Genomic DNA, 25,190 nt, shown 5'->3' with positions numbered 1-25,190 from the left:
CGGTGCCGACTTGTCATCAGCGAAAGAACCGGGGTTCCTTCGGCTCTCGCGCACCCGAACTTCCGGCGTCGGCGGCATCCGCAGGCATAGGCTGACCCCATGGTGAGCCTGACCGCGGATATGAGTCCCCTGCACCCCGACCGGAACCTCGCGCTGGAGCTGGTGCGCGCTACCGAGGCGGCGGCGATCCGATCCGTGCCGTTCATCGGGCGGGGGCGCAAAGAGCTCGCCGACGGTGCGGCGGTGGATGCCATGCGCGCCTTTCTCACGACGGTCAACTTCGACGGCACGATCGTGATCGGCGAGGGGGAGAAGGACAACGCCCCCATGCTCTTCAACGGCGAACGCGTCGGCACCGGCCGCGGCCCGCAGTGCGACGTGGCGGTCGATCCCATCGACGGCACCTCGCTGACGGCGGCAGGGCGCAACAACGCGCTGTCGGTGCTCGCGGTCTCGGACCACGGCACCATGCTCGATGCCTCGACCGTCTTCTACATGGACAAGCTCGTCACCGGTCCCGCAGGCGTCGGCGTCGTCGACATCCGCCTGCCCATCGGCGAGAACATCCGCCTGCTGGCGAAGGCGCTCGGAAAGCCGGTGGACGAGATCGTCGTCTCGGTGCTCCACCGACCGCGTCACGACCGGCTCATCGATGAGATCCGCGAAGCCGGCGCCGGCACCCGGCTGATGAGCGACGGTGACGTCGCCGGCGGGATCAACGCCGCGCGCCACAACGCCCGCACCGACATGTGCGTCGGCATCGGCGGCAGCCCCGAGGGCATCGTCACCGCCTGCGCGATCAAGGCGCTCGGCGGTCACATCCAGGGCCGGCTGTGGCCGCGCGACGACGACGAGAAGCAGAAGGGGCTGGATGCCGGGCTGAAAGTCGACGGAGAGGTGTACGAAGCCGAGGACCTCGTGCGCGGCAAGAACACCATCTTCGTCGCCACCGGCGTGACCAACGGCGAGCTCGTCGCGGGTGTTCGCCGGGAGCGGGACTACGTCTACACCGAGTCGGTCGTGCTGCGCGGCGCCTCGGGAACACTCCGCCGCATCACGTCGGAGCACCTCACCTCGAAGTGGCTGTGACGGGCGCGGCCGACACCGTGATGTCTCTGTGACCGTTCTCTCAGGCGGGGCTCTGTAACAATGGTGAACGGTGTCGACGGCGATGCAGACCATCGTTCACAAGCCCGAGGGGACCCCCACATGAGCACTCAGGCGCAGAGCCCGAAGACCGGACAGATGCCGGTCATCGTGTCGACAGACCCCTCCCGTCGGCCCGATGTGCTCTTCCGCCGGCGCATGCCCGAGGGTCACCAGATGAGCGCCTGGTGGATGATCGGCGCCTTCCTGGGCGTCTCGCTGGCCGTCATCGGCCTCATGACCTTCTTCCCCGGCGGCGTCTGACGACAACAGCTGCCCACCGGCTCCCGCCCGGCGCGCACCGTGGCGCTCAGTCCGGGGCGACGCGGTCGCGCACCGCACCCACGTCCGCCGACAGCAGCGTGTCGTCGGCGACGAACTCAGGCGCGGTCAGCCGCCGCGGCGTGCTGGTGATCGCCGCCGGAGCGTCGACGGAGCTGAGCTTGGTCTCGTCGATGCCGGGGAACCGGCGCGCCGTGACGAGCACGCGGCTCTCGAGCGAACCCACGAGCTTGTTGTAGGTGTCGACCGTGCGTTCGATCGCGCGCCGCAGGTCGTCGGCGTGGCCGGTGAGCGATCCCAGGCGCTCGTAGAGCTGCGTGCCGAGCGCGAGGAGCTCCCGCGCCTCGGACGAGACGTCCTGTTGCGTCCACGTGTAGGCGACCGTCTTCAGCACCGCCCAGAGGTTGACCGGCGAGGCGAGTGCGACGCGTTTGCCGAACGCGTGGTCGAGCAGGGTCGGGTCTTGGGCGAGCGCCGCCGAGAGCAGCGATTCGCTGGGTACGAAGCAGATGACGAACTCGGGACTGGCATCGAGCCCCGCCCAGTACGCCTTCTTCGCCAGCGCGTCCACGTGCGCGCGGACGGCCTTGACGTGCCGGTCGAGCAGTGCGCTACGTCGAGCACCTTCTTCGCCCTGAGCCGTCTCAGGGATGGCACTGGCTTCGAGGTAGGCGTCCAGCGGCACCTTCGCGTCGAGCGCGAGCGACTTGCCGCCGGGAAGCCTGATGATCATGTCGGGCCGGCCTGCTCCCGCGTCGGAGGAGATCGACGCCTGCAGGTCGAAGTCGACGTAGCGCGTCAGACCGGCCGATTCGACGATGCGCTTCAACTGTGTCTCGCCCCACACGCCGCGCGTGGAGTTGGAGCGCAGCGCGCCGGCGAGCGATTCGGTGGTCGAGCGCAGCGCCTCGTCGGATTCCTGAGCCCGGCGCAGCTGCTCGGCAAGCGACCCGTACTGGTGGTGACGCTCCCGTTCGAGGTCCTCCACCTTCTGCTGCATCGACGTCAGCGACTCCTGCACGGGCGCCAGCGCCCGCAGCACCGACTGCTCGCGGCGCTCCCGCTCATCGCGGGCGGCCTGTTCGTCGCGCGCCTGCAGGCTGAGCTCACGCTGCAGCGCCCGCTGCTGATCGAGCTGCGCGCCGAGCGCATCGCGCGCCGTCTCCGCCGCGGCGGCGCGCGCGGCCAGCTCGGCCCGCTCCCGCCCGGCGCGCTCGCTCGCGCGGGCGGCTCCGGCGAACCAGCCGGCGAGCACCCCGACCACAAGGGCGAGGATGATCAGGAGGGGGATTGCTGCGGCGTCCATGCCTCGACAATGCCACCGGCCACCGACATCGGCGCGACGACGCTCAGGCCAGCGCCAACGGCGCCGACGCCGGGACCGACGCGCCCAGCGACACCGGTGCGGTCTCGGGCACGGGGATGCACCCCACACGCAGGCCGAGGGCTGCCGCGAGATCCGAGATGTCCGAGACCCCCGCGCGTGCGGCGGCGTCGATCATGATGTGCGCGCAGGCCAGGGCGTCGGCGGTCGCGTCGTGATGCGGGAAGTCGAGAAAGCCGACGGCGGCGGCCACCGAAGGCAGACGGTAGGAATCCAGCTCGTACGTCTTGCGCGCGACCTGCAGGCTGCAGACGTAGCGGTAGGGCGGGCACACGTCGCCGGTGACCTCGCACGCGCGCCGCAGCACCGCCATGTCGAAGCCGGCGTTGTGCGCGACCATCACATCGGTGCCGACGAACGCGGCGATGTCGTGCAGCTGATCGGACCAGGTCTTCGCGGTGAGGACGTCGTCGGCGCAGATGCCGTGGATGCCGGTGTTGATCGCGAAGAAGCGGTCGTGCCCGGCGGGCGGGCGGATGAGCCAGCCGGCTGAGGCGACGACCTCGCCACCGCGCACCCGCGTGAGGCCGACCGCGCACGCCGAGGCGCTCGAGGAGTTCGCCGTTTCGAAGTCGATCGCGGTGAAATCCAAGGGCACACCTCCACCCTCGCCCGCAGACGGGCCGCGCCGAGGAGGACGCGCCGACCGCGCCCGGATCGGCCGTCTTACAGTGGTGGCATGGCAGATTTCGGAGATCAGGCGATGTCGTTCGGTGCCGCGACCGGCCACTACGAAGCCGGCCGGCCGGACTATCCGCTCGAGGCGGTGAGCTGGCTGCTGCCGCCCGTCGCAGGCCGCGCCGTGCGCGTCGCCGACGTGGGGGCGGGCACCGGAAAGCTCACCCGCGGCCTTCGCGACCTGGGCGCGGACGTGGTGGCCGTCGACCCCGATCCGGGCATGCTCGCCGCGCTGCGGGCGGCGAGCGGCGGCATCCCCGCCTTCCTCGGTCGTGCTGAGGAACTGCCGCTTCCCGACGACAGCGTCGACGCGGTCGTCTTCGGGCAGGCGTGGCACTGGGTCGACCCCGAGCGCGCGTCCCTCGAGGCGGCGCGGGTGCTGCGGCCGGGGGGTGCACTGGGGCTCCTCTGGAACATCCGCGACGAGTCGGTCGAGTGGGTGCGGCAGATGAGCGTGATCATGCACGGAAGCAACGCCGAGCGCATGCTGGCGGCCGGGCACCCGCCGGTGACGTCGCCGTTCGGTCCGCTGGAGGAGCGACGGTGGGAGTGGTCGCGCATGATGACCCGTGCTGGGCTGCGTGCGATGGCCTTCTCGCGCAGCTACGTCATCACGGCACCCGACGAGGAACGCGACCGCATCGACAGCGAGCTCTCGGACCTCTTCGACGAGATCGGGGCGGTCGGCGATGACGTGGTCGAATTGCCCTACATCAGCTACGCATTCCGAGCCGTCAGCGCGGAATGACCCGAAGACCGCCCGGGACGGCGCTCAGCCGCGCTCGATCCGGCCACGCCCGAACGGCAGCACCGGGGCCCGGTAAACCAGACTCGGCGCATCGCCCGGTGCCAGCGCGAACTCCGCCTGGCCGAACCGCCAGAGGCGATTGAACAGGTACACCCCGATCACGGCGGTCTCGTCGGCCGGCACCTGCCAGGTGCCGACTCCCCACTGCGTCGGCTGGCCGCGGCCGCCGATCACGAGGGCGGGACGGATGCGCGCGTACAGCGCGAAGGCGGGTCTGCGGAACATGATCTCGATGCGACGGGATGCCGGCGGCGGAGGATCCGCGATCGGCTGCGCAATCGGGGTGGCGGGGGACGAGGCGTCGTGCGGCGAACTGGGCATGCTTGACGCTAACGCGGTCGGCGGCATGCCCGTGAACGCAGCGTCCGCACGTCGCGGTGGTGGGAGGATGGACGGATGACCGCCACGCTCGTCGCCCGAGACCTCGCCGGCGGGTACGGACATCGCACGCTGTTCGACTCGTTGAACCTCACCGTCGCCCCCGGGGACGTGCTCGGCGTCGTCGGCGCCAACGGCGCCGGCAAGTCCACACTCCTGCGCCTGCTCGCCGGCATCGACGAGCCTCAGTCCGGCAGTGTCGCCCTGTCGCCGCCGGACGCGTTCGTCGGCTGGCTTCCGCAGGAGCACGAGCGAGTCGAGGGCGAGACCGTGGCCCAGTACATAGCCCGGCGCACCGGCTGCGCCCAGGCGACGGTCGACATGGATGCCGCGGCGGCTGCGCTGGCCGACCCCACCCCGGCGGGAGGCGCGGCCCCCGACCCGGCCGATGTGTACTCCGCGGCGCTTGACCGCTGGCTCGCCAGCGGCGCCGCCGACCTCGATGAGCGCCTTCCGGTGGTCTTGGCGGACCTCGGGCTTGAGCTCGGCGGCGCGCCGACCGAGGCGCTCATGACCTCTCTCTCGGGCGGGCAGGCAGCGCGCGTGGGGCTGGCGGCGCTGCTGCTGTCGCGCTTCGACATCGTGCTGCTGGACGAACCCACCAACGACCTCGATCTCGACGGTCTCGAGCGACTCGAAGCCTTCGTGCGGGGGCTGCGCGGCGGCGTGGTGCTGGTCAGCCACGACCGCGAGTTCCTTGCCCGAAGCGTCACGCGGGTGGTGGAGCTCGACATCGCGCAGGGGTCGAACCGGGTCTTCGGCGGCGGCTACGACGCCTACCTGGAGGAGCGCGCGACGCTGCGCCGGCACGCGCGCGAGCAGTACGACGAGTTCGCCGACAAGAAGGCCGACCTCGTCTCGCGGGCCAAGACGCAGCGCGAGTGGTCCAGCCAAGGCGTGCGCAACGCGATGCGCAAGTCTCCGGACAACGACAAGCTCCGCCGAAAGGCCGCGAGCGAGTCCAGCGAGAAGCAGGCGCAGAAGGTGCGCCAGATGGAAAGCCGCATCGCGCGTCTCGACGAAGTCGACGAGCCGCGCAAGGAGTGGCAGCTGCAGTTCACGATCGGGTCGGCTGCACGCTCGAGCTCCGTCGTTGCGACCCTCAGCGGCGCGATCGCCCGGCAGGGGACGTTCACGCTGGGCCCGGTCTCGTTGCAGGTCAACGCGGGCGAGCGCATCGGCATCACCGGCCCGAACGGGGCGGGCAAGTCGACGCTGCTGCGCCTGCTGCTGGGGCGACAGAGCCCCGACGAGGGCACGGCCAGCCTCGGCACCAGTGTCGAGATCGGTGAGGTCGACCAGGCCCGGTCGCTGTTCGTCGGCTCGGCGGCGTTGGCCGACACCTTCGAGGCGCTCGTGCCGCAGATGGCATCCGGTGAGGTGCGCACGCTCCTGGCGAAATTCGGGCTCAAGGCCGATCACGTAGGACGCCCCGTCGACGAGCTCTCGCCGGGGGAGCGCACGCGGGCGGGCCTTGCCCTGCTGCAGGCCCGCGGCGTCAATCTGCTCGTGCTCGACGAGCCCACCAACCATCTGGATCTCGCGGCCATCGAGCAGCTCGAGCAGGCGCTCGAGACCTACGACGGCACACTGCTGCTCGTGACGCACGACAGGCGCATGCTCGACACCGTGCAGACCGACCGCCGCTGGCATGTGGAGGGTGGCCAGGTCACCGAGCTGTAGCCCGGCGGATGCCGCGCCTAGCGGCCCTGTCGCTTCTTGTACGGCTTCGGCTGGCCCTTGACGACGGGCGCTCGGCCCTTGCCCTTGGACGCCTTGGCCTTGCCGCCCGCGGGGACGACCGGCTTCGGCGCCGCGGCGGGGGCCGCGGCGATGCGGTCCTTCGCCTCGTCGAGGAACAGCTCGCCGACCTTCGTCAGCCGGGTTCCGGCGCCGTCGCGCGTGAACAGCGCCTGCCCGACCTCGGCCTCGAGCTTGTCGATCGAGGTGTACAGCGACGCCAGGGGGATGCCGAGTTTCTCCGCCGCCCGCGGAAAGTGCAGCGCATCGGCGACGGCGACGAACCGCTCCAGGTGCGTGATGTTCACAGGGTGCCTTCCTCCGCCGGACGGGACCGGCAGGGTCCATTGTCTCAGCACGCGCCAGTGGGCGTTGGCGGCTGCGCGCCCGCGCCCCATAGTCTTCTCACAGAGTTCGGAGCCAGGGGGGCCGATGACGACGGCGCAGGCCACGACGTACTTCGACACGACCGCGCTGGTCGAGTCGATCGACCGCAAGGCCGTGCGCAAGTTCGGCCGCGACCCGAGCACGGGCGACCGGGTGGCCTCGGGCTGCGGCATGGTGCTCGTCGTCGCGATCCTCGCGCCCTTCGTGCTGGCCTTCTTCGGCGGCGGCATCCTGCTGACCGGATTCCTCGCCGCGACGGCGGGGCCTCGGGCTGCGGTGCCGGTGGGCGGGATGCTGGGGCTTTGGGTCCTGGTGATCATCGCCTGCCTCATCTCGGCAACGCTGCGCACCCGCACGGAGAACGAGCGCGCCTATCGCCTGCGCCGCTTCGCCGCCGCGAACAGCCTGGAGTACCAGCGCACCGAAGTGGTGACGGACAAACCCGGCATGCTCTTCCCGCGCGTGCGCTCGCGGTATGCGCAGGACGTCGTGAGCGACGATCGGGGCAGGGCGATGGAGATCGGCAACATCCGCTGCGAAGGGCGGGCGCGGATCGGACGGACGCGGCGCTGGGGCTACCTCGCCCTCCGTCTCGACACCCCGCTGCCGCACATCGTTCTCGATGCGGTCGGCACCAACAGCCTGGGGGATTCCAGCCTGCCGGTCGGCTTCAAGGCTGCGCAGCGGCTCAGCCTCGAGGGCGACTTCGACCGCGCGTTCCGCCTCTACTGCCCGGCGGGCTACGAGCGCGACGCGCTGTACCTGTTCACCCCCGACATCATGGCGCGCTTCATCGACAACGCCGCCGAGCTCGACGTCGAGATCGTCGACGACTGGATGTTCTTCTACCGGCGCGCCGACCTCGCCACCCTCGACCCCGCGACCTGGGAGTGGCTCGGAAGCGTGCGCGACGCGATGACCGGCAAGCTGGCGCAGTGGGAGCGCTGGCGCGACGGCCGGGTCGCGACGGCGGGCGAGGACGGCATCCCGCTGCTGCGTCCTCCGCGCGGCGTCGCCGAGCCGGGCCAGCGCCTGCGTCGTACCCTGCCCTGGGCCACGATCGCGCTGGCCGCGGCGAGCATCGTGACGGTGTATCAGGCGCTCAGCGCCATCTGACCGGTCGGGTCCGGTGCCGCCCGCCGCGTAGACTCGATGCCCGTGGCTCTTACCATCGGAATCGTCGGGCTGCCCAATGTGGGCAAGTCCACCCTGTTCAACGCTCTGACCAAGAATCAGGTGCTCGCGGCGAACTACCCGTTCGCGACGATCGAGCCGAACATCGGGGTGGTGAACCTGCCCGATCCGCGCCTGGACAAGCTCGCCGAGATCTTCCACTCCGAGCGCATCCTGCCCGCAGCGGTGTCGTTCGTCGACATCGCCGGTATCGTGCGCGGCGCCAGCGAGGGGGAGGGCCTGGGCAACCAGTTCCTCGCGAACATCCGCGAGGCCGACGCCATCGCGCAGGTCGTGCGCGGCTTCGCCGATGACGACGTCGTGCACGTCGAGGGCGCCGTGAACCCGAAGAACGACCTCGAGACGATCAACGCCGAGCTGGCGTTGGCCGACCTGCAGACCCTCGAGAAGGCGATCGCCCGCTACGAGAAGGAAGTGCGCGGCAAGAAGGCAGAGCCCGTCGTGCTCGAGACGGCGCTCGCCGCGAAGGACGCGCTCGAGCGCGGACAGCTGCTGTCGTCGTCGGGCATCGACGTGACGCCGATCCGCGAGCTGGGCCTGCTCACCGCCAAGCCCTTCATCTACGTCTTCAACGTCGACGAGGCCGTGCTGACGGATCCCGCACGCAAGGCTGAGCTCGAAGCGCTCGTCGCCCCCGCGAAGGCCGTGTTCCTCGACGCGAAGATCGAGTCCGAGCTCATCGACCTCGACCCCGAGGATGCCGCCGAGCTGCTGGCATCCACCGGTCAGGACGAGTCGGGCCTGGACCAGCTCGCCCGCATCGGCTTCGACACGCTGGGCCTGCAGACCTACCTCACGGCGGGTCCCAAGGAGGCCCGCGCCTGGACGATCGGCAAGGGCTGGAAGGCGCCGCAGGCCGCGGGCGTCATCCACACCGACTTCGAGAAGGGCTTCATCAAGGCCGAGGTCATCTCCTTCGACGACCTGGTCGCCACCGGCTCGGTGGCCGAGGCCCGCGCGAAGGGCAAGGCGCGCCTGGAGGGTAAGGACTACGTCATGCAGGACGGCGACGTGGTGGAGTTCCGCTTCAACGTGTGAGTAGGGTCCATCTGCCGCGTGATTCGGCGGAATGCCAGGCTGTGGGTCCGGTTTCGTCCGCGGAGCATGTCGCTTCACGTTGTGGAACCACCTGCACAGGAGCCCTTGTCGCGCTGCCCGGCGTCTTCGACCACGGTCAGGAACGAGTGAGTCCCGACATGTTTGGAAGGGCCGCCGTTCGCAGGGCGCCCGTAGGCGCTGAATTGCGCCCGCGTCACCCGAGCGAACGATTCTGCCGTTCGCATAGGGGAGTTCGACCGTTCATCTTCCAGCGCGGGCTTTGCGGGCACTGATCCTCGACGCCCATCGCGAAGCGGATCTCAGTGTGAGAGTGCACGGTGGACGACCCTTGGGTTCTTGCGGTGGTCGCAACACTTACTGAATGGAGAGTGTTGTGGCGGAGTTGGCGTTGAGGTTCCGGCTCGATGCGGTGCAGCAGGCGTGGGACGGTTTCCAGGCCGGGCTGTTCGCGAGTGAGGTCGGCGATCAGATTGGGGTGGACCGCACGACGGCGAAACGGATGCTCGTCGCTGCCGGTGGCGTCCGGCCGCGACGCGGACGGGACCTGCAGGGCCGGTATCTGTCGTTCGTCGAGCGGGAAGAGATCGCGGTCGGCGTCGCGAGGGGCGAGTCGGTGCGGGCGATCGCGAGGCGACTCGGACGCGCGCCGTCGACGGTGTCTCGGGAACTGTCCCGGAACGCCGTGCGTGGCCGGTATCGGGCGTCGATGGCGCAGATGACGGCGATGGGGCGGGCGTGCCGGCCGAAGCCGGCGAAGCTGGCGACCAACCAGCGGCTGCGTGCGAGAGTGGAGCAGGACCTGGCTAAGCGTCGATCGCCGGAGCAGATCGCTGGCCGGCTGAGGCGAGAGTTCCCCGATGATCCAGAGATGCAGGTGAGCGTGGAGACGATCTACCAGTCGCTCTACGTGCAGTCGCGGGGCGCGTTGAAGCAGGAGCTGACCCGGTATCTGCGCACCGGGAGAGGGTTGCGTCATCCCAGTCGGAAGGTCGGGCAGCGCAAGAACCGGATCCCGAACATGGTCAACATCTCGGAGCGTCCGTCGACGGCGAGTGATCGTGCCGTTCCGGGAAGTTGGGAAGGCGATCTGATCATCGGCGCGGGGAACTTGTCTGCGATTGGCACGCTCGTAGAACGGCATTCGAACTTCACGATGCTCGTCCACCTCCCCGACGGCTACAAGCCCGACCAAGTCGCCCCCGCGCTGACCCGGAAGATCCAGCAGCTCCCGGTGCAGCTGCGCGGCGCACTGACCTGGGATCAAGGACCGGAGATGCGCGACTGGGAGAAGGTCCGCATCGACACCGGCATCGAGGTGTTCTTCTGCGACCCGCACTCACCGTGGCAGCGCGGCATCAACGAGAACACGAACGGGCTGCTGCGGCAGTACTTCCCGAAAGGCACCAGCCTCGACGGGTTCACCGAAGGCCAGCTCGACGCCGTCGCTCGTGAACTCAACGACCGACCCCGCAAGCGGCTCGAGTTCCAAACCCCGAATGAGATCATCAAATCGGTCCTGTTGCGATGACCGCTTGAATCCGCCGACCGGCCACCGGGCGACTCCGTTGGAGGCGCCGATCCGCGCTACTCAGCTAGATACGCGCACTCACGGCCAGCGCAGGTGCGTCGTCAGGCGGCCTGCGCGAACTTGTGCTGGAGCTTCTCGTAGCGTTCGGTGCCCGTCACCCAACTGACGCGGAACAGGAAGGTGATGGCCCCGCGTGCCGCTTGCATGAGGGTGCGGAGCTCAGCGGCCTCCTCGGGCGTTCCGTGGTCGTTGTGCTTTATTTTTTGAGCAGCGGCGCGGGCTCGGACGAGGCTGTTTGCCAGCATCTCCTGGAGCCTGGGGTCGTCCGGCGGAGCCTCGCCAGCGTGCGCGAAGCAAAGCGCTTCGGCGCGCTTTGTCGGAAGCGCCCTTCCTCCACGCTCGTAGACGAGCGCGGCGTCGTCTGGCCTGTGGGCCAGTACCCAAGCCAGCACCTCGTTGGTAGAGAATGCCGTCCGGAGCAGCCGGTCGATGAGCTCGATCAGGCTCGTGGCAGCCTGTCCCACCCCGTCGTCAGAGTTGTTGAGCGCCTGATCGAAGCCGCGGAATTTGCGACGCAGTGTGTCGCTGAGTTCGCTCGTGCGTGCCTCCATCTCGACGTCGAGAACGAGGCGAAGCATTTCCATTAGCTGGATCATGTCGACGTCGAGTGTCGCGGTCTCACCGTCGCGGACAGGGTATCCGAGCCCAGCGAACGCCATAGACCTCTTGTTGAGGAAGGCCTCGATCAGGTCATCGGTCTTGAGTATGAACCCTAGAAACACTGACTCGCTCGCGGTCGCCTTGATGAAGCCATCCCGTTCCTCGCCGGTAAGCGGGATCACCGCATCCTCGAGCGCCTGGGCGAGCGGCAAGGTGGCTCGCAATGCCCTGCGCACTGCCAGGAGGCACAAGGCCCAGTCCTCCTCGCATGCCTGCTGGAGCCGAAGGAAGCGGTCCGCCCCCAGCAGCCGACGCAGAAAGCGCGGGGCGCTTCCGTTCTTAAAGCGGCGCGCATAGCGTTCGACGTCGGCCTTCAAGCTGTCCTGGCCAGCCGTCTCGAACCAGGTCTCCAACTTGCGCAGTTCGCTGTCAAGGTCAGCGCCCGGCATCAAGCCCTCGAACCGCTTTGGGAGAACCTCGAGCCGCTCGGCCAAGCTACGCGAGTCGCTTGTCGCGAGAAGGTCATGCAGAGTGGCGACTATGGCGTCGAGAAACTCAGGCGTACGTGGCGGGACGCGGAAAGCACTCAGTACGCTCCGCGGCATCATTCTCAGCTCTGCCGCGAGTGCCGATCCCGGAGTCCGCGGATGAGAACTGTCGTCCTGTTGCATGGTCGCTCCAATCCCGGTTTGAGATTGGCTCGCACCGATGGCGTTATGAACGTGAAATCACACTGAGATTCTACGTGCGACCACCGACACTGCGATTGGACCCTCGGGCGTGTCACCATCGGCAGGGCCAGTTCTCAGCTTCACGAAGCACCCGCTAAGCCGCTATGCGGTGCTCGGAGCAGGGACCGATGCCAGGCACCGCGCGGGCGAGACGATTCCTAACGAAGCACTCGATCACGGACCGGCTCGCGGGCAGCGGCTACTAGGCTCGTCGCGGCCGCTACGCTCAAGCTGTGACCAAGAAACCCGGTGTCCTGACCGCACGCGTGGTCTCGTGGCCGGCAGTCGCAACCATCGGACTCACCGCACTTGCCTCCGCCGCGGCCATTTGGCTGATCGCTGTTCCGTTCGCCCCGGAAGTCTGCGCGCTCTCTCTGCCGGGCCCGCGCAACTGCTTCACGTCTCAGCGCATTCAGGCTGCCTTTCTTCCCACACTCGCGATCATGACGATCGCAGTTCTTTCCATTGTGGTGACCCTCGTTCGGCCACGAATCTCTCGATTCGTCAGCTTCGTAGCGGTTCTTCTGCTGCTGGCGATGACACTCATCGCGCACGTGCTGGTCGCGTGGATTCCAGCCTTTGCCTGGTCGGGGTTGTCAGGCGTGAACCTCTAGCACCTACGAGGCGCCCCACTCCGGGGCTTGCATGGGATCCGGTTACGCGACTGCACCTGTCGCGCTCATGGAGCGACTTACGGGCGACCTGACATAGTCAAGACGCGCGCCTCGCAATCTATTGATCACGACCGACGCATGCGGCCCGCGGCCTAGCGGGCCCCAACCAACCTGCTGACTTGAACTTGTTGGGCAACATCAGGTCGGGGACGTTAGGTCGGCGGCCAACAGGTCGCCGACCTAACGCCTTCCATAGTCAGCCGTGAGCTTCCCCGCCCACGCGGCTGACGCCGGGCATCAGCCCTTGATATCGCGCGGATCGTTACCCGGCGCGATCGTGTCCTTTGCGCGGATCGCGCCGTTACGGCCGTGAACGTTCAGCTCACCGCCGCCCTGGTTGCCCAGGTATCCGCGTGCAGCGGCAATCGCGTCGGCCTGCGTGTCGTGCATAGACGATGCTCGCGCACCGCCTGCCTTCTGTGCTGCCCACTGATCGCCCTGCGGCGTCACGTGATACGAATTCGGCATGTCATCACCTCCTCTCTTTGTCGGTGGACTAGCACGCTAGATCGCGGGTCGAACGAGGCACGGGCAAGACACGACCCGCTCAGGTTCTCTTACCGATTTCCTATGGGTTCGCTGAGGTGACGTCCGTGAAGACATGCGCATCGGAGAGAGCGAGCCCCGCGCTGTACATCGCAGGGAGCCGCCCGGTCAGCGCGGAGCGATAGACGCACACGAAACGCCCGGCGAGGGACCGGTCATTGTGCGCGTTCGCGGATGCTGTTTGCAATCGTTACCGCGATCTGCGGCCTCGCGGTGTCGTCGGCGTCGACGATGAAGGGATCCTCGGTCAGCGGGGCTTCGAAGTTGGCTACGTGCGAATCCAACACGTCGTCTACGACGTCGTGACGTTTCCCGTCCGCGCGATTGGCGAGAAGACGCTTCCTCTGACGCGCGGGGTCGATCTGGACCCAGACAATCGAGAACGCGGCTTGCGTTGCTGCAGCGACCGCCCTCCACCCGTCCCTGATGAATCGAGGTGAACCCGTGTCATCAATCACCACATCTCGTCCCGCTCGTAGCGCTTCAGCAGCGCGCGTCTGAGCGGTCTCGTTGGTGCGCGCCCACTCCTCGACCGGGATGCCTTGGCCGCCGTACAATCCGCGCTCGGCGTTGATCGCGTCCAAGCTGATGAGGTCGGCGCGAAGCTCGTCAGCCAGTAGCACGGCAAAAGTGCTCTTCCCCGAGAAAGAGAGGCCGCACATCAAGATCAGTGACACCTGATTGGTCGCCTTCCACTTCCACCCCAGCATTTGGTCAGGCTAGCGGGCAGAGGGGATTGTGTGGCACAGAAGGATCCGGATTGCACGCGACGGTCCGCCTTTCGAACGATGCCCGTATACGGATCAACGGCGAACGGCACGTCGCCCGAAGCCCAGACGAAGAACATCGTTCACGCGCTTCGAGCGATTGCCTCCAACGTGGCTGAGATCAGACGCTAGACGGAAATGCGCTGCGGCACCGCGCCCAGGGCTAGCGATGGTGTTGACGTTCACGTCCGAGCTACAGCGACTCCCGACCGAAATCAACACTCCGCTGCTGCATGTAGTTGCTGACCCCGGACGTGCGGTCGCGTCGGGGGCGATCGGTACAGTCTCTGCTATCGGAAGGGCAGCTCTGCCCCTTGTGACTGGCTCATCGAATGCGACCAGAACGGAGCTCCATGTGAGCGTTGAACACCTCGACTTCGGCGACAGCCTCGCGGGCCTCCTCGTCGACGGCGTCGAAGCGACCCCCTACGTGGGAGCGACGCTTCGCCTCAGCCAAACCGGCGTCGAGGTGGAGATCCCCTACCTTCCTGGGTTCGAGGTCGATCAGTTCGCGCACGTCGACGATTGGTTTCGGCGGATGAAGCCGCAGGAGAACCTGCTACTTCGTACGCGCGACGGCGCCGTCATGCTCTATGGGTGCCGCTGGGCAGGGCATTCGGCGGCGGCGGGTTCGCGGATCGGTAGTGGACGGATCGCGCCGCAGGAAACCCTGCTCTTCGAACGCGACGGCGCTCTCTCCGATCGGCTGACCGTAAAGACATGCCGGAGTCGGATGGATGGGCTGAATCGGTGGTCGCGGCTAAGTGCAGTGGAGTCCGAGTCGCGACGGGACCAGGACGGACGTTCCACCGGCGTCGACATCACGGTGGAGAGTCCCGAGCCTGTCGAGTGGGCTCAAGGAGAGGCCAGGATGCGTATCCGCACGACGTGGACGTCGAGCGAAACCAGTGACGGCTACGAGCGATCGCATGTCGTAGCGGACAACGTCGTGATCGAGTCCGGGTGGGCGGAGGCCCGTCCGTTCTTCGACCACCTCGTCGAGCTGAGAAAGGTTGCGCACCTTCTAGTCTTCGTGTTCGGGACGGCGCTATCGATTCGCGAGCATCGGGTGCAGGACGAGTCAATTCCGGCGCGCTTGATGGGGGGCGAGGTCTATGACCATCCGTTCATCGAGTTGATCAGCGCCCGAACCGTGCGCGAACGAACGCAACCCATCCCGACCGAGGAGAAGCTCGGACAGCCACTGCTAGTGCTACAAGAGATCGGCGCGGAGGGGCTCACCCGCTGGGCCGAGAGGTACGACCAGTGGGATCGCTTCATCCTGCCCGCCGTCGCGGTGATCGGACGACGGCAGCGCTTCACCGAGGACGTCGTCATGTCGACCTCGATGGCGCTCGAGGCGGCAGGCCAGCTGATCGGCCCGCGCCCAGACGAAGATGCCACCTACGACCGTGGACGGGGGCGCCCGACGATGGCCACCTACGTGTACCGCTGTTTGGAGCTACTCGGCGTCCAGTGGGGCGACTACATCCACAGCCAGGTGGGACTGGCTCGCGCGATCTCGAACAACTACAAGCGCGTCAAGCACGCTGACAACGGGGCATTCCCGGATCACGTTGAGACCTATCTCGTCAGCACCGTCAACGAGCTCGTAGTGCGGCTGCTCGCCGCCTACCTGACCGGCTCGGCGGGCGAATTACTCGCCAGGTATCGGGCGGGCTCGGAGCTGTGGACAGTGCAGCAACAGTTCGAAGCAAACCATGCGCGTATCGGGGACGATGAAGGGACGTGGGTGTCCACGGCCGTGGAGGAGCCCGCCGACCAGGCTGATCATGCCGTCGACCCTTCGCTTCCGCGATCCAGCTCATAGACCGTCCCCTGCAGCTAACTGATCAGCACGACCGTGATGACGCAGTTGCGTTCGCTCACCTGGTCCGGGCCCAGCTTGTGGGGACACGACATGGCGCGTGACCTGCGTCGAGCGGGGCTTGCCGGACTTCCCGTTCCAGTCGTCGTAGAAGCGCACGAGCGGCGCCTCGTCGCCTGCTCCGTGAGTCGTCCCGGTCCTGCCCCGATCCGCGCCCCATCGGACGTAGAACTCGAAGAGGGACGTCGATCACACGGCGTCACGCTCGTATCCCTCTTTCCCACTTCGCGCAGTGCCCGCAAGAGGATGCTCTGCCGGCACCGGGTCTCCAGATTTCGGATCACCTGCTGGCCGTCGCTGTTCACCCGTGCGGGGTAGCTCGGCGACCAATCACAACTTCATGATCCGTCATCCGCCGCGGATGGGATCGCCGACTCATCTGCAATCATTGCGTGCTGCAAGCGCCGGTGTCGTTGTCGGGCGAAGTCTTGGGCGCGCGGACCTGATCCGAGGGCCCGGGACGAGACCGCGAGCACGATCCGCGTCGCGGTGACCACCGGGAGAGGTGTGCGCCGGAGACCGAGGAGCTTGCGATACCGCCCGGGAAGGCTCGCGACAGCAGCGGCGAAGAGCACGCGGTAGGCGAGTCGCATCGATCCGGTGAAGGGGACGTCACGGAGGAATCGAACGACCTCGGCGACGCGCGCGTCATAGACCAGCTCGCCGCGGTCGAGGTACGCATCCATCCGCGACCGCAGAGCGGCTTCGGTCTCGGGCGGATCGGCGACGTGCATCAGCCGACCGGCCTGCGCCCATTCGCGCACGTACGCGTCGGCACCGCCGGGGATCGGGCCGCCCCAGCGCTGGTGGGCGCCGAGAAATGCCTCGGTGAAGGCGAGGTGGACCCATTCCACAAGCGCCGCGTCTGACGCCGAGTACGTGCGGGGACCGGCATCCGTCGAGTAGGTGCCGGCAACCCTTCGATGAAGACGACCCACGCGTGCCGTTTCGGCGTATGCCTGCTCGGTTGAGCCGTAGGTGACGCAGATGATCCAGCGCACCGTGCCCGTGAGGCGTCCGATGGGATCTTCCCGATAACGCGAGAAGTCGTGGACGCCCGCCATCGCGCCCGGGTGCAGCGCCTGGATGAGGAGGGCCCGGATACCCGCGACGAAGGTCGCCGTGCCGGAGTGCACCGTCCAGACGGCGCCGCCGTCGGCGAAGTAGCCGCGATCGTCGCCTTCAGCCAGAGCCCGCACCCACGAGGGCGCGCCATCCGGATCGCCGGCCAGCGCCGAAAGAAGCCGCGCGCGCAAGGGAATCCGAGTCACCGTTCAAGCGTGTCACGGCGCAGTGAGGTGTGCACCCAACGAATGGCGCGAATGAACCAGCCGACATCGTGCTTTTCGAGACGGCTCCCGTCGAGAGGTGGATGCCGATGCTACGTCGGGTGCGCCGGTGCACCCAGTCCCTGCCGTGGTCCGTCGCCGTGGGACGATGACAGTATGTCTGTGCACTTCCTCACCGGCGCCGGCTCCGGCATCGGCGCTGCCCTCGCGGCGCGTCTGCATGCGCGCGGGGACGATCTCATCCTGCTCGCCCGCAGTGAGGCACGCGCGGCGGAGCTCGGCGAATGGTTCCCCGCAGCACGCACCGTCGTCGCCGACCTCTCGGCTCCGGGCGAGCTGGCCGCCGCGCTCGCCGCGCAGGAGCTCCCCACCCGGCTGGACTCGGTGCTCCACGTCGCGGGCGTGGTCGACCTCGGCCCGGTCGCCGAACTCTCCGTCGATGCATGGTCGTCGCAGCTCGACGTGAACCTCGTGGCCCCGGCGGAGCTGACCCGGCTGCTGCTGCCGGCGCTGCGCGCGGCTAAGGGTCAGGTGGTGTTCGTGAACTCCGGCGCGGGTCTGCGTGCGGCGCCCGAGTGGGCGGCCTACGCGGCATCCAAGCACGGGCTCAAGGCGCTCGCCGACAGCCTGCGCGCTGAGGAGGCCGCGCACGGCGTGCGGGTGTCGTCGGTGTACCCCGGGCGGACTGCCACGGCGATGCAGGAGCGCGTGCACGAGCAGGAGGGGCGGGATTACGACCCCGCCGCCTTCATCGATGCGGGTTCGGTCGTCACGAGCATCCTCACCGTGCTCGACCTGCCGCGGGACGCGCAGATCCCGGACCTGACGATCCGACCGGGCGTCTGACGCCGGCTGCCCATGCCGTTCACCCTCGCCGGGCCCGTCCACAGCGAACTCGTCATCAAGAAGAGCCGCTTCCTGGGGTGCGTCGAACCGGTGGCCGGGCGCGAGCAGGCCGTGGCCCGCGTGCAGGAGCTGTGGGCTGAGCATCCGGATGCCCGCCACATCTGCTGGGCGCTCATGGCGGGCGGGCACTCCGCCGCCAACGATGACGGCGAACCGAGCGGAACGGCCGGCCGCCCGATGCTCGAGGTGCTGCGGCACCAGGAGCTCGAGGGCGTGCTCGCGACCGTCGTGCGCTACTTCGGCGGGGTGAAGCTGGGCGCCGGAGGACTCGTCCGCGCATACACGGATGCCGTGGCGCAGGCGCTCCTCGGCGCCGAGCGCGTGCCGCTGATCCGCACGCGGGTGTTGCAGGTGACCGTGCCGTACGCGTTCGAGGGCGCCGTGCGCCGCGAGCTCGACGCGCACGGGGCAGTGCTCGAGCAGGTGCAGCATGGTGTCGACGTCGAGCTGACCCTGGAGGTGCCCGAGGACCGTGCGGAAAGCCTGCGCAGCCAGGTCGATGACGTCTGCCAGGGCCGGGCCGAGTGGGCCTGAACGGCCGCAGGGAGGCGCGATGACCACCCAAGGGCTAGCGTGGGTCGGGAGCGGAGCCGCTCGCCGACCGGGGGAGATCAAGATGGCCAAGAAGACGGACGTGCAACTGCCTGACCGCGCCAAGGAGGCGCTGGGAGTCGCCAAGGAGGCGGTGCAAGTCGCCACGGTAGCGCGGGGGTTCGGCAAGGTGGCGCTGGGGCTGCTGGGTGTGGTGCAGGTGGCCTTCGCCTTCCTGGCGTTCTGGGACCTGGCGTGGCGGGACGGCGACGACGTGCGCGGCCCGAAGCCCGTCTGGGTGCCGGTGATCCTGATCAACTGGATCGGCCCGGCGGCGTACTTCCTCGCCGGCATCCGTCACAAGCGCTGAGGCGTCCGCGCACACTGGCGGGCTGACTCCCGCGCGTCTGTAACTCCTCAATACCGCGCGGATCCGGCTGCTCTCGGGCCGTTTCCGGCCCATCCGCGCCCGTTCTTGAGGAGTTGGCGCACGGCTGACGGCGGCCGCCGCCCCACCCGTGGCGCGCAGCGCCGTGGAAGTGGCGTACAGTAGACATCGATAGGCGGATTTCTCATCCGTCTCGCCCCGGCCGCGTGGTAACGGTCGGGGCTTTCTCTTTGCCCGGACGCCGGTCGGCGAAGCCGTGTGCGCCGGCATCCGATAGCGTCGGACGATGACGCCCGACGAACACCGCTTCAATGCGCTGATCCTGATGTTCGCCAACCTGCAGCGGCTGATGGTCTTCCACAACTCCCTCGCCATGCGCGACGGACGGGAGATGGACCCGGCCCTGCGGGAAGAGCTGACGTCTCGCCTCGACCTGGTCGGCCAGGTGCTCGAACGCGCCAGCGAGGCCAAGTCCGTGAGCGAGGCCGACGCCGCGGCGGTCGCCCCGATCGTCCCCTACCTGCAGCGCGAAGTGCGCACGCTGCTCGACACTCCGGTCGACGCCGACCTCGGCACGCAGGCCGCCCTCGGTGCGGCGGAGGTCTACGCGTCGATGTGGATCGATGAGGGCACCATCCAGATGGGGAAGGTGTTCGACCGCCCGCAGTGGGTGGACCGGTCGATGCAGAACAAGCCGATGTTCTTCGCCCTGCAGAACCGGGCGAACGCGGCTGTCGTCGCCGCCGCCGCCAAGGGCGAGTACTCCGACGAAGTGCTTGCCGACATCGCGGACCACGCGCAGGCGGCGCGCAGGAACCGCGCGCAGGCGCTGTCGCAGGTTGACGGCCTGCCGATCATGCTCGACGGACGGGATGCCCGCGAACCCTCCCGTGCCTGAGGGCGAGCGCGCCCGACGTACGGCGGGCCAGGCTCTCGAACGATTGCTGTTCGAGGAGGACCCGCTCCATATCTGCTGCGACGGCGTGAACATCGACGAGTACCGACCCGAGGCGCAGACGATCGCCGCGAGGATGGATGCCGCCGTCTCGCTGGAAGACACGCTGACCATCGTCCACGAGGAGTTCGTCATCTGGTTCGGCCACGATACCGCCGGCCCGCGCCGACGCTACCGACGCATCGCAGAACGCACCTGGGAGCTGTGGCGGGACCGCTGACCGCCGAGCGGGGAAGATCGGATGCCACAGCGCGGCCGGTCAGGCGGCAGCGGCATCCCACCAGTCCAGGACGCGGGTGCCGGCGAGGGTGAGCCATTTCGACGGCTCGCCCTCACCGGCATCCACGGCGAACCAGGTGCGGCCGGCCAGGGGAGTGGTCTGCAGCCACGTGCCGTCCGGCTGGCGGACGTCGCGCACGACCGCCACGGCATCCGCGAGGCGGGGGTCGGGCGCGCCGCCCTCATGCAGTGCGACGTCGCGGAAGTGGTCCAGCGCCGTGAGGGCGCTGTAGCGGTGGCGGGAGGGGGCGACGAAGCGCGTGGTGAAGTCGCCCACCGGCTCGCCCGTGCTGAGCCGGTACAGCAGGCGCCGCTGGAGCAGGTACTCCTCGCCGCCGTGGCGGGCGGCCTGCACCGAGGTGTCGCCGGTGGATCTCTCGTAGGCGAGCAGTCCGCGTGCCGCGTTGAGCGTGGAGTGGAAGGACGAGCGCACCGAGTGGCCCTCCTCGGCCTCGCAGTTCCAACCGCCGTCGGCCAGGCGATGGTCGACGAACCACCGCGCAAGCGGCGTCATGTCCACTCCGAGCCATGCGCCGGCGGCGAGGGTATAGGAGTTGATGCAGATGTCGACCTCACCCTCCCAGTACGGCAGGTCGTTGTAGTCCCAGCGACTGTTCGCGGCGAGGCGCTCGGCGGTGTCGCCGAGCGCGGCGGCATCCAGGCCCCACTCCCGCAGGTCCTTCAGGGCCCAGTTGGTGGCGACCCAGGGTTGGCCGGGCTGCTGTGGTTCGTCGCTGTCGAAGAACCCCGCAGGGAAGAACGCGCCGCCGGCCCACTGCCCGTCGGCATCCTGCAGGCCGAGCAGCCGGGCGCCGAAGCCCTCGGTCGCCACCCGTGCTCGCGTGCGCTCCCAGTGCTCGGGCGGAGCTCCGAGCAGGTCGCGCTCGACCTGCCATCGCACGGCGGGGTCCGAGTCGAGCAGCCAGCCCAGAACGGCCGGATCAGTGGTCATGCCGGAACGATAGACCCGTCCAGCCCTGGCGTCACCGTCCCCCGCGCGTGCGCCCGGGATCCAGGGCGACGAGGGCGTCGGTCCACACCAGGGACTGGGCCACCTCGACGGCACGGGCGTAGCGGGGTCCGGCCAGGCTGACGTAGACCGAGCCGACGATCTCGATGAAGCCGACGGTGGCGCCGCGCAGCGTGACCTCGAAGCGATCCGCGGTGACGGGATGCCACTGCAGTCGCGACGAGCGCGGCGCGACGGGCGGGAGGGACAGTCGCTGCTGTGCGTGCGGCATGACCTCGGTCGTCACGATGATCCCTTCGCTCTTTTGCGGTGCGACCAGCCTGTCCGCGGTTCCGGAATCGCGCAGAGGGTTGACGTTGGATCTTGCGTTCGATACGCCATCGACCGCTGGCGCGATCAGCCCCGCAGGGCCGCGCTGAGCCAGCGTGCGTAGAGCTGCCACGGGTCTCCGTCGGCGCGCAGCCGCGCCACGTGCGTGGTCAGCGGGTCGGTGAGGGTGAACCACTCGCCGCCCTCGCGAAGTGGGGCGAACTCCCGATGCCGTTGCTGCTCCACGGCGCGACCGCCGCGTTCGAATGCGAGCAGCTCATCGTGCCAGATCGCTGCGAGGCGTCGGCGCGGCTGGGCGCTCGTGCCGATTTTGACCCGTGCGTCGAAGCGCAGGTAGTACACGACGTCGATGCGGGGGAGCGGAAGGTCGGGGTCGGGCACGTCGCCGTACCGCCACCCGCAATCGGCGCAGACCCACCCGCCGTCGCACCGGGCACCGTGGGAGCCGCCGCAGAGGTGGCACGGGCCCGGCAGGCCATCGCGTCTCACCACGCGGTCGACCCTACGCGCCGGCACCGACATGCCCGCGGCGGCTTATCCCACGGGCGCCTCAGGCGCGCGCCTGGAGCTTCCTGTCGCCGCGCTTGCGGCCGTAGCGGGCGACGAAGAAGAGCACGGAGCCCACCGCGACGTACGCCAGCGACCCCAGCCAGACCGTCCACGACTGCTGGGCCAGCAGCACGAGGCACGCGAGGATCCCGAGAACGGGGATGAACCGCGGCACCGAGAAGTGACGGTGATCGACCTTGTCCTTCTTCAGTGCCAGCACGCTGACATTGGCCGAGAGGAACACCAGCAGAAGCAGCAGCACCGTCGTCTCGGCCAGGGTGGAGACATCTCCCACCAGGGTGAGGGCCATCGTGATGCCGGCGACCACGAGGATCGACACCCACGGCGTGCGGCGGTTGGGCAGCACGCGGGCGAACGCGTGCGGCAGCAGGCCCGCCTCGGCCAGGCCGTAGGTGACGCGACTGGCCATCACCATGAAGAGCAGGGCGCCGTTCGCGATGGCCACCAACGCGATGAGTCCGAACAGCCACGCGGGGATGCCGACACCGCTGGCGGCGACGACGTCGAGGAGGGGGCCGGTGGACGTGGCCAGTTCCTCGGGCGGCAGCACGATCACCGCGCCGATCGCGATGAGCAGGTAGACCACGGCGGCGGTGATGATGGCGCCGAACAGTGCCCGCGGGTAGGCCCTCGACGGATTCTTGACCTCTTCGGCCATGTTCGCCGCAGCCTCGAAGCCGAGGAACGAGAAGAAAGCGATGATGGATGCCGCGAATGCACCCTGCACCGGGGGGACGTCGGGGGCGAACTCGAAGATGCGTGCCGGGTCCCCGTCGCCGTTGCCGAAGACGATGGCGCAGACGACGATCACGATGACCAGGCCGCTCACCTCGATCACCGAGGCGACCAGGTTCGCACCGAGGGACTCCCGCACCCCCCTGAGGTTGATGAGGGTGAGCACCGCGATGAACACGATCGCCGCGGGGACCTGCGGCACGTCGATGAGAGCACTGAGGTAGTCGCCGGCGAAGGCGTTCGCCAGGGCGGCCGCGGTCGTGATTCCCGATGCCATCATCAGGAACCCGACGAGGAACGACACATACGGTTTGCCGAACGCGCGGTCGATGTACCGGGCCGCGCCGCCCGCATGCGGGTACTTCGTGATCAGCTCCGCATACGTGCCCGCGGTGAGCAGGGCGACGACGAGCGCGAGCAGCAGCGGCAGCCAGATGACGCCACCCACGTCCGCGGCCATCGAGCCGACGAGCGTGTAGATGCCGGCACCGAGCGTGTCGCCGACGATGAACGCGAAGAGCAGGGGCGTGCCCACCGCTCGTTTCAAACCGATCGGCGCCGTGGGCGTGATCGCTGCGATTTCTCTGCTCATCGCACCACTTCACTGCCGGAACGAATCCTGCGCAATCCCTATTGCAGATGCCGCCCGTGTCTTATCCTGTCGGCCTTCTCGGCCCACGCGCTGCAGGGCATCGGGAACGGCGCGGCTTCATGGGAGGCTGGACCGATGAGCGGACCCCGCGACCCCCGCACCTACGACCTCGACGCGCTGCGCGACGAAATGCGCGAGCACCACAGCGGCGAGGTGAACGACAGCATCCCCGAGCTCGCTGAGGCGGACCCGGACCTCTGCGCCATCGCGCTGGTGCTCGCCGACGGCACCGTCCATGAGAGCGCGCAGGCCGACCTGCCCTGCAGCGTGCAGTCCGCCGTCAAACCGTTCCTCTTCGCGCTCGCCCTCTGCGACACCGGCGGTGAGGCGCTCGATCGCATCGGCATCGAGCCGACGGGCGAGGCATTCGACGCGATCAAGCTCGAAAGCGGAACCGGGCGCCCGCCGAACCCGATGGTCAACGCGGGCGCCCTGCTGACGGCGTCGCTGGTCGACGGCGACACCGCTGCCGACCGTGACGAGCGCATTCTCCGCGGGCTTTCGGCGTTCGCGGGCAAGCCGCTCGAGGTCGACGAGGACGTCGCCCACAACGAGCACCTGCTCGGCGACCGAAATCATGCGCTGGCGCACCTCATGCGCGCCGAGGGCACGCTGCAGGCGAGCGCCGACGACGCCGTGGCGGTGTACGCCCGCGCGTGCGCCATGCTGGTGGATGCCCGCACCCTTGCGGTGATGGGCGCGACCCTCGCCTGCGGGGGAGTGAACCCCCTCACCGGCGAACGTGTGGTCCCGCGTGAGGTGGCGCGCGACGTCGTGTCGGTGATGGCGACGTGCGGCGTGTACGACGGCTCCGGGCGCTGGATGCGTCGGGTCGGCGTGCCGGCCAAGTCCAGTGTGTCCGGGGCCATCGTGCTGTCGGCTCCGGGGGTCCTCGGCGCCGCAGTGATCAGCCCGCCCCTGGACGAGCAGGGCACCAGCGTGCGCGGCGCCCTCATCAGTGAGCGACTGAGCGCCGACCTGGGTCTGCACGTGTTCGGGCGTGTCCCGCAACGCTGAGGGCCAGCGTCCCCGCCCGCTCAGCCGGCGAGGCCTCCGAGCAGCAGCGAGACGACCATCGCCACGATCACTGAGTTGAAGGTGAAGGCGAACAGCACGTTCGTGCGCACCACCGACCAGGCTTCCCGCGTGCGGATCGTCGCCGACACCGTCGCCGCCATGGTCGACAGCAGAATGGTCAGGTTGAGGTAGTCGCCGAACCGCGTCGGGCCGGGCACCTCGAACCCGATGTGGGTGTCGTCGTCGGCGCCGGCCTGCAGTCGCAGGTACTGCAGCGCGAAGGAATACACCATCAGCGCCCAGGAGGATGCCACGCACAGCAGACCCAAGGCGACGTACAGCACGTCGCCGCGGTAGGCCGGCGTCTGGGCGACGATGACCGTCACCACCACGGCGCCGAGCGCGGCGGTGAGCGTCCAGCTGGACGCACCGCCGTAGCCGATCAGCGACCACCACCAGCGTCGCTGCAGCTCCCGCTCGCGGCGTGCGCGTGCGGCGATCCCGTCACCGCTGTAGGCGGCGTGCGTCCAGACGAGGTAGATCACCCCGAAGGACGGCCACGCGAACAGGTAGATCTCGACCCCGACGGTCAGCGGATCGATGCGGCCCTTGACCGCTGCCACCGAGAGGGCAAGGGCCACACCCACGATCGCGGAGAGCAGTGAGCTCCAGTTCGCTCTGGCGGTGTCACTGACGTATCGGGCTGCCTGCACGCGAC

At 68.6% G+C, this 25,190-nt stretch carries 28 protein-coding genes; 15 read left to right on the top strand and 13 right to left on the bottom strand.

The features are described 5' to 3' along the window. The first annotated feature begins 99 nt into the window (after window positions 1-99). Entirely contained in the window at window positions 100-1,089 is a 990-nt protein-coding gene (gene glpX / locus QNO21_RS08485; protein ID WP_257516123.1) for a class II fructose-bisphosphatase, read from the top strand. Window positions 1,090-1,209: 120 nt separating this feature from the next. After that, window positions 1,210-1,410: a UDP-N-acetylmuramyl pentapeptide phosphotransferase gene (locus QNO21_RS08480; RefSeq protein WP_257496076.1), complete on the top strand. Its 201-nt coding sequence runs from the start codon at window positions 1,210-1,212 to the stop codon at window positions 1,408-1,410. A gap of 46 nt (window positions 1,411-1,456) precedes the next feature. On the opposite strand, the gene QNO21_RS08475 is transcribed toward QNO21_RS08480, so the two are convergent. Together QNO21_RS08475 and QNO21_RS08470 are read right to left on the bottom strand one after the other, a co-directional pair. After that, window positions 1,457-2,734 (bottom strand): DNA recombination protein RmuC, encoded by a 1,278-nt coding sequence (locus QNO21_RS08475; RefSeq protein ID WP_257519244.1) that lies wholly within the window; start codon window positions 2,732-2,734, stop codon window positions 1,457-1,459. 43 nt (window positions 2,735-2,777) lie between these two features. Beyond that, a complete protein-coding gene (locus tag QNO21_RS08470) occupies window positions 2,778-3,410 on the bottom strand; it encodes an exonuclease domain-containing protein (RefSeq protein ID WP_257516121.1) in 633 nt (210 codons plus the stop codon). Between the two features lie 81 nt (window positions 3,411-3,491). On the opposite strand from QNO21_RS08470, the gene QNO21_RS08465 reads away from it, so the two are divergent. Further along, entirely contained in the window at window positions 3,492-4,238 is a 747-nt protein-coding gene (locus QNO21_RS08465; protein WP_257519243.1) for a class I SAM-dependent methyltransferase, read from the top strand. Between the two features lie 24 nt (window positions 4,239-4,262). Here the strand turns inward: QNO21_RS08465 and QNO21_RS08460 are convergent, their stop codons facing one another. Next, window positions 4,263-4,619, bottom strand: coding sequence for a hypothetical protein (locus tag QNO21_RS08460; protein ID WP_257519242.1), 357 nt, complete (start codon window positions 4,617-4,619; stop codon window positions 4,263-4,265). A 75-nt stretch (window positions 4,620-4,694) separates the two neighbouring features. On the opposite strand from QNO21_RS08460, the gene QNO21_RS08455 reads away from it, so the two are divergent. After that, on the top strand, window positions 4,695-6,359 hold the full coding sequence (locus tag QNO21_RS08455; protein ID WP_257519241.1) for an ABC-F family ATP-binding cassette domain-containing protein: 1,665 nt from the start codon (window positions 4,695-4,697) through the stop codon (window positions 6,357-6,359). Between the two features lie 17 nt (window positions 6,360-6,376). On the opposite strand, the gene QNO21_RS08450 is transcribed toward QNO21_RS08455, so the two are convergent. Next, complete coding sequence (locus QNO21_RS08450) at window positions 6,377-6,724, bottom strand: LysR family transcriptional regulator (protein WP_257519240.1); 348 nt, start codon at window positions 6,722-6,724, stop codon at window positions 6,377-6,379. 124 nt (window positions 6,725-6,848) lie between these two features. Between QNO21_RS08450 and QNO21_RS08445 the strand changes: the two genes are divergently transcribed. The 3 genes from QNO21_RS08445 to QNO21_RS08435 all read left to right on the top strand — a co-directional run bounded on the left by QNO21_RS08445 (window position 6,849) and on the right by QNO21_RS08435 (window position 10,584). Next, entirely contained in the window at window positions 6,849-7,919 is a 1,071-nt protein-coding gene (locus tag QNO21_RS08445; protein WP_257519239.1) for a hypothetical protein, read from the top strand. Window positions 7,920-7,961: 42 nt separating this feature from the next. Beyond that, window positions 7,962-9,035: a redox-regulated ATPase YchF gene (gene ychF / locus QNO21_RS08440; protein WP_257519238.1), complete on the top strand. Its 1,074-nt coding sequence runs from the start codon at window positions 7,962-7,964 to the stop codon at window positions 9,033-9,035. 382 nt (window positions 9,036-9,417) lie between these two features. Then, entirely contained in the window at window positions 9,418-10,584 is a 1,167-nt protein-coding gene (locus QNO21_RS08435; protein ID WP_257519237.1) for an IS30 family transposase, read from the top strand. Between the two features lie 101 nt (window positions 10,585-10,685). On the opposite strand, the gene QNO21_RS08430 is transcribed toward QNO21_RS08435, so the two are convergent. After that, window positions 10,686-11,915, bottom strand: a complete 1,230-nt coding sequence (locus QNO21_RS08430) for a hypothetical protein (protein ID WP_257519236.1) — start codon at window positions 11,913-11,915, stop codon at window positions 10,686-10,688. Window positions 11,916-12,208: 293 nt separating this feature from the next. Between QNO21_RS08430 and QNO21_RS08425 the strand changes: the two genes are divergently transcribed. Beyond that, window positions 12,209-12,589, top strand: a complete 381-nt coding sequence (locus tag QNO21_RS08425; RefSeq protein ID WP_257519235.1) for a hypothetical protein — start codon at window positions 12,209-12,211, stop codon at window positions 12,587-12,589. A gap of 297 nt (window positions 12,590-12,886) precedes the next feature. Here QNO21_RS08425 and QNO21_RS08420 read toward each other — a convergent pair whose 3' ends face one another. Both QNO21_RS08420 and QNO21_RS08415 read right to left on the bottom strand, forming a co-directional pair. Next, a complete protein-coding gene (locus QNO21_RS08420; RefSeq protein ID WP_257519234.1) occupies window positions 12,887-13,117 on the bottom strand; it encodes a DUF2188 domain-containing protein in 231 nt (76 codons plus the stop codon). Window positions 13,118-13,350: 233 nt separating this feature from the next. Beyond that, window positions 13,351-13,905, bottom strand: coding sequence for a P-loop nucleotide/nucleoside kinase family protein (locus QNO21_RS08415; protein WP_257519233.1), 555 nt, complete (start codon window positions 13,903-13,905; stop codon window positions 13,351-13,353). Between the two features lie 412 nt (window positions 13,906-14,317). Here QNO21_RS08415 and QNO21_RS08410 point away from each other — a divergent pair, with 412 nt between their 5' ends. Then, window positions 14,318-15,793 (top strand): ApeA N-terminal domain 1-containing protein, encoded by a 1,476-nt coding sequence (locus QNO21_RS08410; RefSeq protein WP_257519232.1) that lies wholly within the window; start codon window positions 14,318-14,320, stop codon window positions 15,791-15,793. Between the two features lie 395 nt (window positions 15,794-16,188). On the opposite strand, the gene QNO21_RS08405 is transcribed toward QNO21_RS08410, so the two are convergent. Further along, a complete protein-coding gene (locus QNO21_RS08405) occupies window positions 16,189-17,121 on the bottom strand; it encodes an oxygenase MpaB family protein (protein WP_257519231.1) in 933 nt (310 codons plus the stop codon). 174 nt (window positions 17,122-17,295) lie between these two features. On the opposite strand from QNO21_RS08405, the gene QNO21_RS08400 reads away from it, so the two are divergent. The 5 genes from QNO21_RS08400 (at window position 17,296) to QNO21_RS08380 (ending at window position 20,139) form a co-directional block, all read left to right on the top strand. Then, window positions 17,296-17,985: an SDR family oxidoreductase gene (locus QNO21_RS08400; protein ID WP_257519230.1), complete on the top strand. Its 690-nt coding sequence runs from the start codon at window positions 17,296-17,298 to the stop codon at window positions 17,983-17,985. 12 nt (window positions 17,986-17,997) lie between these two features. Next, window positions 17,998-18,579 (top strand): IMPACT family protein, encoded by a 582-nt coding sequence (locus QNO21_RS08395; RefSeq protein ID WP_257519229.1) that lies wholly within the window; start codon window positions 17,998-18,000, stop codon window positions 18,577-18,579. Between the two features lie 82 nt (window positions 18,580-18,661). Continuing rightward, window positions 18,662-18,946, top strand: coding sequence for a PLDc N-terminal domain-containing protein (locus tag QNO21_RS08390; RefSeq protein WP_257519228.1), 285 nt, complete (start codon window positions 18,662-18,664; stop codon window positions 18,944-18,946). Window positions 18,947-19,250: 304 nt separating this feature from the next. Next, on the top strand, window positions 19,251-19,862 hold the full coding sequence (locus QNO21_RS08385) for a hypothetical protein (protein WP_257519227.1): 612 nt from the start codon (window positions 19,251-19,253) through the stop codon (window positions 19,860-19,862). Further along, window positions 19,837-20,139 (top strand): hypothetical protein, encoded by a 303-nt coding sequence (locus QNO21_RS08380; protein WP_257519226.1) that lies wholly within the window; start codon window positions 19,837-19,839, stop codon window positions 20,137-20,139. Before QNO21_RS08385 ends, QNO21_RS08380 begins: the two co-directional genes overlap by 26 nt. Before the next feature lie 39 nt (window positions 20,140-20,178). On the opposite strand, the gene QNO21_RS08375 is transcribed toward QNO21_RS08380, so the two are convergent. From QNO21_RS08375 to QNO21_RS08360, 4 genes are all read right to left on the bottom strand, one after another. Continuing rightward, window positions 20,179-21,150, bottom strand: a complete 972-nt coding sequence (locus QNO21_RS08375) for a squalene cyclase (RefSeq protein WP_257519225.1) — start codon at window positions 21,148-21,150, stop codon at window positions 20,179-20,181. Between the two features lie 31 nt (window positions 21,151-21,181). After that, window positions 21,182-21,454, bottom strand: a complete 273-nt coding sequence (locus QNO21_RS08370) for a hypothetical protein (protein WP_257519224.1) — start codon at window positions 21,452-21,454, stop codon at window positions 21,182-21,184. Window positions 21,455-21,564: 110 nt separating this feature from the next. Continuing rightward, complete coding sequence (locus tag QNO21_RS08365; RefSeq protein WP_257519223.1) at window positions 21,565-21,990, bottom strand: GIY-YIG nuclease family protein; 426 nt, start codon at window positions 21,988-21,990, stop codon at window positions 21,565-21,567. A 58-nt stretch (window positions 21,991-22,048) separates the two neighbouring features. After that, complete coding sequence (locus tag QNO21_RS08360; protein ID WP_257519222.1) at window positions 22,049-23,395, bottom strand: APC family permease; 1,347 nt, start codon at window positions 23,393-23,395, stop codon at window positions 22,049-22,051. A 135-nt stretch (window positions 23,396-23,530) separates the two neighbouring features. Here QNO21_RS08360 and glsA point away from each other — a divergent pair, with 135 nt between their 5' ends. Continuing rightward, window positions 23,531-24,472, top strand: coding sequence for a glutaminase A (gene glsA, locus QNO21_RS08355; protein WP_257519221.1), 942 nt, complete (start codon window positions 23,531-23,533; stop codon window positions 24,470-24,472). A gap of 20 nt (window positions 24,473-24,492) precedes the next feature. Here the strand turns inward: glsA and QNO21_RS08350 are convergent, their stop codons facing one another. Then, entirely contained in the window at window positions 24,493-25,185 is a 693-nt protein-coding gene (locus QNO21_RS08350; RefSeq protein ID WP_257519220.1) for a DUF1345 domain-containing protein, read from the bottom strand. Window positions 25,186-25,190: the final 5 nt, after the last annotated feature.

The organism is Microbacterium sp. zg-Y818 (assembly GCF_030246905.1).
In the GTDB taxonomy this organism is placed as follows: Bacteria; Actinomycetota; Actinomycetes; order Actinomycetales; family Microbacteriaceae; genus Microbacterium.
Note: the sequence above shows the minus strand (reverse complement) of the source record. Positions and strands in the feature narration are given on the sequence as shown.